The sequence below is a fragment of the Roseateles sp. P5_E11 genome (assembly GCF_054049355.1).
Map to the genome: position 1 here is coordinate 1 of NZ_JBFUMO010000351.1, position 6,228 is coordinate 6,228.

Here is a 6,228-nt window from a genome sequence, read left to right on the forward strand (position 1 = left end):
GCCACGCACCGATGACGCTGGAGCCGGCGGCACTGATCCATGAGGTCTGGCTGAAGAGTGCGGGCCGCGAAGCCGCGCAGCACCGCGCGCAGTTCTTCGCCCACGCCAGCAAGGTCATGCGCAGCGTCATCATCGACCACGTTCGCGAGCGCCACGCCGACAAGCGCGGCGGCGGGCAGGCCGAGGTGACGCTGTCGACGGCCGCGCTGGAGCAGATCGCACCGCCCGATGTGCTCAAGCTCGACGACGTGCTGCAGATGCTGGAGCGCGCCGACGGCCGCGCCCACCAGGTCGTCGAGATGCGCTTCTTCGGCGGCCTGGAGCTGGAGGAGATCGCCGAGCTGCTGGGCGTTTCGGTGCCGACGATCAAGCGCGACTGGCGTAAAGCGCGGGCCTTCTTGTTCGACGCGTTGCAGGCGTGAAATGAAACCCCTCGTCCGGTCGCGCCTCGCTGAACGCGGGCCATCCCAGCCGGCCTTGCAGGCCGCGCAGCCGGCAGAGCCGCTGCTCTTCGGCAGGCACGACAAGTCCACTGGACTTGCCGTGTCCAGCCTCAGCCCCCGTGGGGACGGCGATGCTCGCGGCATCAAGCCGCGAGCACATCGCCTGACGGGCCGGCTTGGGAGCGGCCCGGCGCTCGGCCCGATTTGCCGCCGCGGCCAGTTGACGTGAACACCACTGACCGGGCCGGCGCGCTCGCCGCCTTCGATGAATGGCAGGACGCGACGCCGGCCGAACGTGAAGCCCTGCTGGCCGAGTTGCCACCGGCACAACGGGAGCAGCTGGAGGCCCTCATCAACGCTGACCGCGTGGCCGAAGAGCGCGGCTTTCTGGCCAAGCCGGCGCAAGTACCGGGCGCTCCCGAACTGGCCGGCCAGGTGCTGGGCGCGTGGACCCTCGTCGCGCCGCTGGGCAGCGGCGGCATGGGCGAAGTCTGGCGAGCGCGGCGCAGCGACGGTGCACACCAGGGCGAGGCGGCGATCAAGCTGCTGCACAGCCCGTGGCGCGGCGAAGGGAACCAGGCGCGCTTTCGCCGCGAGGGCGAGCTGCTGTCGCGGTTGACCCATCCACACATTGCCCGCCTGCTGGACATCGGCGACGCCCTGGTCGGCGCGACGCGCACGCGCTACCTGGTGCTGGAGCTGGTGGAGGGCGAGCGCATCGATCGCTGGTGCGAGCTGCAGAACCTTCATGTGAACGAGCGGCTGCGGCTCTTTCTGCAGGTGTGCGACGCGGTGGCTCATGCGCATGCGCGCCTGGTCGTGCACCGCGATCTCAAGCCGGGCAACATCCTTGTCACCGCGGACGGCCAGGTGAAGCTGCTGGACTTCGGTGTCGCCAAGCTGCTTGTTGATGACACCGGCGCRGAGCTGACTGCGCAACTGCCTGCGGGCCTGACGCCTGAGTACGCCGCGCCTGAGCAGCTGCGCGGCGAGCCCGTCAGCACCGCCACCGATGTGTTTGCGCTGGGCCGCCTGCTGTGCCTGCTGCTGACCGGCCAGCGTGAGCCTGCGGCCACACTGCGCGGCGACCTCGCCCTGATCGTCGGCCGCGCGCTGAAGGAGCGCCCCGACGAGCGCTATGCCGGCGCCAGCGCACTGGCCGACGACGTGCGCCGCCATCTCGAGCACCGCCCCATCCTCGCGCGGCCCGACTCGCTGGCCTACAGAAGCGCCAAATTCGCGCGCCGCTACCGGCTGCAGTTGGTCGCGCTGAGCCTGGTGCTGGCCAGCCTGCTGGCCGGCATGGCCACCACCGCCTGGCAATGGCGCGAGGCCGCGCGAGAAGCCGAACGCACGCGGCGCGTGCAAAGCGTGCTGACCGAGCTGCTCGCCGGCCTCAGCCCCGACGCCTCCGGCAGCGCGACGGTGCCGATGATCGAGCTGCTCAGGCGCAGCTGGGCCGAAGCCAAGCGACGGCTGGGCGATGACCCGGCCATGCTGGCCGAAGTGGCCCGGCCACTGGGGCTGCTGCTGAACCAATCCGGCGACATGCCCCTGGCGGCCGAAGCGCTGTCGCTCGCACACGCCCAGCTGCAGGGCCGCGGCGAGACGGGCCGCGATGTCGCCTTCGAGCTGGCCAATGCCCGCAGCCGCCTGGGGCAGATCGACGATGCGCGCGCGCTGCTGATGGGGTTGGTGCCTGCGGCGCCGGCGCAGGACGACGCGGTGGCCTTGTCCGCCCTCGCCCATCTCGGCGAGATGTCCATGGAGGCCGGCCGCCTCGACGAGGCGCAGTCGCTGCTGACGCGGGCCGAGCAAGGGGTTCGCGAGCGTTTCGGCACGCGCCATGAGCGCTATCGGCGCGTGGCCGATGCGATGTCCAGCCTCGCCCGGGCCCAGGGGCGCTGGGACGATGCGCGGCGCTGGCTGCAAGCCCTCGTCGATGCCAGCGAAGGCGCGGGGCGGCTGATCGCCGCCCAGGCCCGGATGGCCGTCGCGACGATGGAGGTCGAACTGGGGCACCACGTCGCCGCCCTGCCCCTGCTGCGCGCCAGCGTGCAGGAGCTGCAGGAAGTGCTGGGACCGGCCGACCTCAACACCGTCTCGACGCGCACCTGGCTGGCCACCGCGCTGTTCCACGCCGGCCGACCCGACGAGGCGGCGCGCGAAGCGGAGCTGGCGTTGGCGCAGGCCCGCCGCGGCGGCGAAGCCCAGGCGACCGCCGTCGTGGGGCTGGTGGCAGCACGCCAGCAAATGCGCCGTGGCGAGCCGGCCGTGGCCGAGGCGCGGATGCGCCCGCTGCTGTCCACGCTGGAAGAGGCAGGACACCCGGCGGCGGAGCGCGCACGCGCGCTGCTCGGCGAGGCGGCGCTGCGCCAGGGGCGCACGGCCGAGGCCGTCGTGATGCTGACGCAGGCCGAGGCCGCCCAGCGCACGCGGCTGGGGTTGCAGGACACCGATCGCTGGCCGACGCTGGCGCTGCTGGGGCTGGCCCATGAAAGCGCCGGCCGCATCGAGCCGGCTCGCGCCGCCTATCACGAGGCCCTGGCGCTTGCCGAGGCCGGCCTGCCGCCGGGCCATCCGGACCGCCTGCGGCTGAGGGCGCTCGTCGCGCTCGGAGACGGCCGCGACGCGCGCGACGCGCTGGATGCCTACGCTGGTGCGCTGGCCGACCGTGTTGACGCCGCGGTCATGCGCACCCGGCTGTCGCAATTGCTATCGTCCACATCCCACCCGGCGCCGCCGGGCCTGGCCCTGCTGGACTTCTGACGGAGGACTGCGATGAAACTTCTCGACTCGATGCTGGCCACTGCCTGCCTGGGCGCCGCGCTCGCGGCGCACGCCGCTGATGTGGCACCGGCCACCGGCACCCCGTCGGCCAAGGCCACCAGTTCACCGGCAGTCAAGGCTGCCACCCCGCCCGGCGGCGCGCCCGTCGCCGGTGGCAGCGGTGGTGGCACCGCGACCGATGGCAGCAACACCGGCACCCAGGTCAAGCCCAAGCTGCCCAAGTGCCCCGACCCGGCCAACACCGCCTGCCCGGCGGTGAAGGTGCCAGTCAGCAAGTAGTGGCCGCGGAGTTGCGGGCCGAGCGCCGGGCCGCCCCCTAGCCGGCCCGCCCTTGGCGATGTGCTTGCGGCTCGATGCCGCAAGCATCGTCGTCCCCTCGGGGGACCGGTCACGTCGCCCGCGTTCAGCGCGGCGGGCGTGGACGAGGGGCCCCGTTTCAGCCCTTCGTCACCACCAGGGTGACCTCGTACTTGCCGCCATCTCCCACGATGGTCAGCGTCTTGCTCTTGGGGCCGGCGGCCACGTCGAGCAGGTTGGTGCTGAGCACGAACTCCTGGGTCGTGCCGACGCGGTCGTCGAAGTTGGGGAAGCCGGTGGGAATGCCGAGCGCGCCGTGGATGTCGGCCTTCAGCTTGCTCACGCGCTGAGCCCGTGTCATGCCGGCAGAGGCCGCCAACGAGCTGACGACGGCGCCCTTGGTCAGCTCGCGCGCCGTGCCGGGCTTGCCATCGTCATGCTCCATCATCGACACGAGGATGACGGCATTGGCCGGGTTGGCGATCGCCTTGGCCTGGCCCGACGGGCCCCAGGCGTTGCGGCGCCAGATGATGAAGGGCATGTCGCTCGGGTTGATGCCCGGCTGCAGCGGCTGGGTGCTGCGGGATTCGCCCTCGTCGACGTCGCCCCACGGGCCGTAGAGCGTGACTTCGGCGTTGGGCAGGATCGGGTTGGTCAGGTCGACGGCGGTGACGAGCACATAGGGCTCGTCCGAGCCGACCTCGTCGGTCTCGATCTTGCATTTGATGCTCTTCAGGGCGATGGTGACGGGCAATGCGGCCATGATGGTTCTCCGATAGAGGTGGGGCCCGGCAACACGCCGGGCCTGTCATCAAGGACGCAAGTGCGGCCCGCCAGGGATCACACGCGCGATGTGAAAACTACCGCCGGGATAGCCCCCAGGGCCTGCTGACAGCCGGTGACATAACCGGCGCCGACGATGGCTTCATTCATCACCCAACGGAGACCACCATGCAACCCGACTGCCTCATCCTCTACGTGCACAGCCCTGCCGAGAGCGTGCTCTTCTATCGCTCGCTGCTGGGCCGTGAACCCGTCGAGCAGAGCCCCAACTTCGCGATGTTCATGCTCAATGACAAGACCATGCTCGGCCTCTGGGCCGCGCATGACGTGCAACCGGGCAGCGGCCAGCGCGGCGGCGGCGCCGAGATCGGCATCACGGTCGGCACGGACAACGAAGTCAATGCCGCCGTCGCCGCCTGGAAGGCCTCGGGCTGGCCGGTGCTGCAGGTGCCGACGGCGATGGACTTCGGCTTCACGGCAGTCACCGCGGACCCGGACGGCCACCGGGTGCGGGTGTTCAGGCCGACGCAGGGTTGAGCAGCCCCTCAGTCGCGCGCCGCAGACGGCGCGACGGCGGCGCCCTCGATGCGGTGGCGTTCCAACGACCTCGCGACGAAGCCTGAGGCCTTGGCCTGTTCCACGAAGGCGGCGAGAAAATGCGCACCGACCGCCTTGCCCCTGGCCATGCCCATGGCCTGGTTGATGACCATGAAGCGCCCGGGCAAGAGCCTCAGGCCCGGCAAGCGCTTGGCGTCGGCTTCCAACTGCTGCTTCACACCGGCGGCCACGTCGAGCTGGTGCGCCAGGAAAAAGCTGACCACCTCGGGTGAGGTCGGTGCGCGCTCGATCGTCGCCGCCTTGAGTTCGCGTGTCAGGTAGAGGTCGTAGGCGCTGCGTGCGCCGACGGCGACACGCGTGCCTGCGCGATCCACGTCCTCGTTGGCCTGCAGCGGCGAATCGTTGCGCACGAGGTAGGCGCCCTCGATCTGCACGTAAGCAGCCGAATAGGCGGTGGACGCGGCCCGCGCGGGATCGATGGCGAAGAAGCCCACGTCCACGCGGCCGGTGGCCAGAGCATCCACCGCTTCGCCCGCGGACTTCACCACCATCAACTCAGCCTGGACGCCCAGCTGCCGTGCCAGCTCACGCGCCAGGTCGACCGACACACCCGAGGCTTCGCCGGTGCTGGGGTCGCGGTTCGCCAGGATGGGATTGCCCAGATTGATGACGGCGCGCAGCCGGCTGGTGGGTGCCAGTTGGGCGATTGCTTCGGGAGCGGGTGTTGGCATGGCGGCGCACGCGGCAAGAATGGGCAGGAGCAGGATGCACAACGCATTCAGCGCGCGACGGTCCACAGCAGTTGAGGTGTTGATGCCTGCGCTCATGGCTGGCTAGCCTACACGTCAGCGACGCTGGGGTTTGTTCTATCTGGCACCCTCGCCTGGCGCCCCCAATTCCGCTCCATGTTCTTCTTCATGCACCCCAGGCCCGTCGTGGACCGTCGGCCCGTGGCGGAGCAATCCGTCCAGGTGAAGGCGCCGACGCTGCCGGCGTTGACCGCGCTGGCCAAAGCACCGTGGGGCGAAGCGCCGCGCCAGGTCAGTGCTGACGAGCCCGCCTCGCTTCAGCGCGTGCGCCGCGGCTTGCTCTTGCCGCGCAGCTGAGCGCCGGCGCTGGCGTTGCCGCGCGTCGCCGGCTTGTCGGCGGCTGGCTTGGCGGGTTTGACCAGGCCGGTCGCCGCAGACACGGCCACGGTCTGGTACTCGGCGGCGTATTGCTTGCGCATGCGCACCATCTCGCGCTGGTACTTGCCGGYGAGCTGCTGCTTCTTCGTGTCTGACAGCAGGCGGCCGGCGACGTGGAAGAACTTGGACTCCTCTTCTTTCAGGTGGTGGCGCACCTTGAAGCTGAGTTC

7 protein-coding genes and 1 pseudogene are annotated in these 6,228 nt (G+C 70.6%); 5 read left to right on the forward strand and 3 right to left on the reverse strand.

What is annotated here, in order from left to right; all coding sequences use genetic code 11:
- The 3 genes from ACXJKR_RS21545 to ACXJKR_RS21555 all read left to right on the forward strand — a co-directional run.
- Positions 1 to 422: ECF-type sigma factor (locus ACXJKR_RS21545; protein WP_457324563.1), on the forward strand; the 422-nt coding region annotated here is incomplete at its 5' end.
- A gap of 246 nt (positions 423 to 668) precedes the next feature.
- The gene (locus tag ACXJKR_RS21550; RefSeq protein WP_457324564.1) at positions 669 to 3,212 is read left to right on the forward strand and encodes a protein kinase domain-containing protein; all 2,544 of its coding nucleotides are present in this window, start codon (positions 669 to 671) and stop codon (positions 3,210 to 3,212) included.
- Between the two features lie 12 nt (positions 3,213 to 3,224).
- Positions 3,225 to 3,512, forward strand: coding sequence for a hypothetical protein (locus tag ACXJKR_RS21555; RefSeq protein WP_457324565.1), 288 nt, complete (start codon positions 3,225 to 3,227; stop codon positions 3,510 to 3,512).
- Positions 3,513 to 3,669: 157 nt separating this feature from the next.
- On the opposite strand, the gene ACXJKR_RS21560 is transcribed toward ACXJKR_RS21555, so the two are convergent.
- A complete protein-coding gene (locus ACXJKR_RS21560) occupies positions 3,670 to 4,293 on the reverse strand; it encodes a hypothetical protein (protein WP_056204918.1) in 624 nt (207 codons plus the stop codon).
- A gap of 188 nt (positions 4,294 to 4,481) precedes the next feature.
- Between ACXJKR_RS21560 and ACXJKR_RS21565 the strand changes: the two genes are divergently transcribed.
- Complete coding sequence (locus ACXJKR_RS21565; protein WP_056205284.1) at positions 4,482 to 4,850, forward strand: VOC family protein; 369 nt, start codon at positions 4,482 to 4,484, stop codon at positions 4,848 to 4,850.
- A gap of 8 nt (positions 4,851 to 4,858) precedes the next feature.
- On the opposite strand, the gene ACXJKR_RS21570 is transcribed toward ACXJKR_RS21565, so the two are convergent.
- Positions 4,859 to 5,602, reverse strand: coding sequence for a transporter substrate-binding domain-containing protein (locus tag ACXJKR_RS21570; protein WP_457324567.1), 744 nt, complete (start codon positions 5,600 to 5,602; stop codon positions 4,859 to 4,861).
- 174 nt (positions 5,603 to 5,776) lie between these two features.
- Between ACXJKR_RS21570 and ACXJKR_RS21575 the strand changes: the two genes are divergently transcribed.
- Positions 5,777 to 5,977 carry a hypothetical protein gene (locus tag ACXJKR_RS21575; protein WP_457324566.1) on the forward strand — a complete coding sequence of 67 codons (201 nt, stop codon included), beginning with the start codon at positions 5,777 to 5,779 and terminating at the stop codon, positions 5,975 to 5,977.
- On the opposite strand, the pseudogene ACXJKR_RS21580 reads toward ACXJKR_RS21575, so the two are convergent.
- Positions 5,938 to 6,228 (reverse strand): annotated as a pseudogene (locus ACXJKR_RS21580) (hypothetical protein); the annotation flags it as partial. The gene ACXJKR_RS21575 and the pseudogene ACXJKR_RS21580 sit on opposite strands and share 40 nt — an antisense overlap.

What these genes read in the sequence shown, in the direction of transcription:
- ACXJKR_RS21555 (WP_457324565.1), top strand. Translation starts at nt 3,225, where the DNA reads ATGAAACTTCTCGACTCGATGCTGGCCACTGCCTGCCTGGGCGCCGCG.
- ACXJKR_RS21560 (WP_056204918.1), bottom strand. Translation starts at nt 4,293, where the DNA reads ATGGCCGCATTGCCCGTCACCATCGCCCTGAAGAGCATCAAATGCAAG.
- ACXJKR_RS21565 (WP_056205284.1), top strand. Translation starts at nt 4,482, where the DNA reads ATGCAACCCGACTGCCTCATCCTCTACGTGCACAGCCCTGCCGAGAGC.
- ACXJKR_RS21570 (WP_457324567.1), bottom strand. Translation starts at nt 5,602, where the DNA reads ATGCCAACACCCGCTCCCGAAGCAATCGCCCAACTGGCACCCACCAGC.
- ACXJKR_RS21575 (WP_457324566.1), top strand. Translation starts at nt 5,777, where the DNA reads ATGTTCTTCTTCATGCACCCCAGGCCCGTCGTGGACCGTCGGCCCGTG.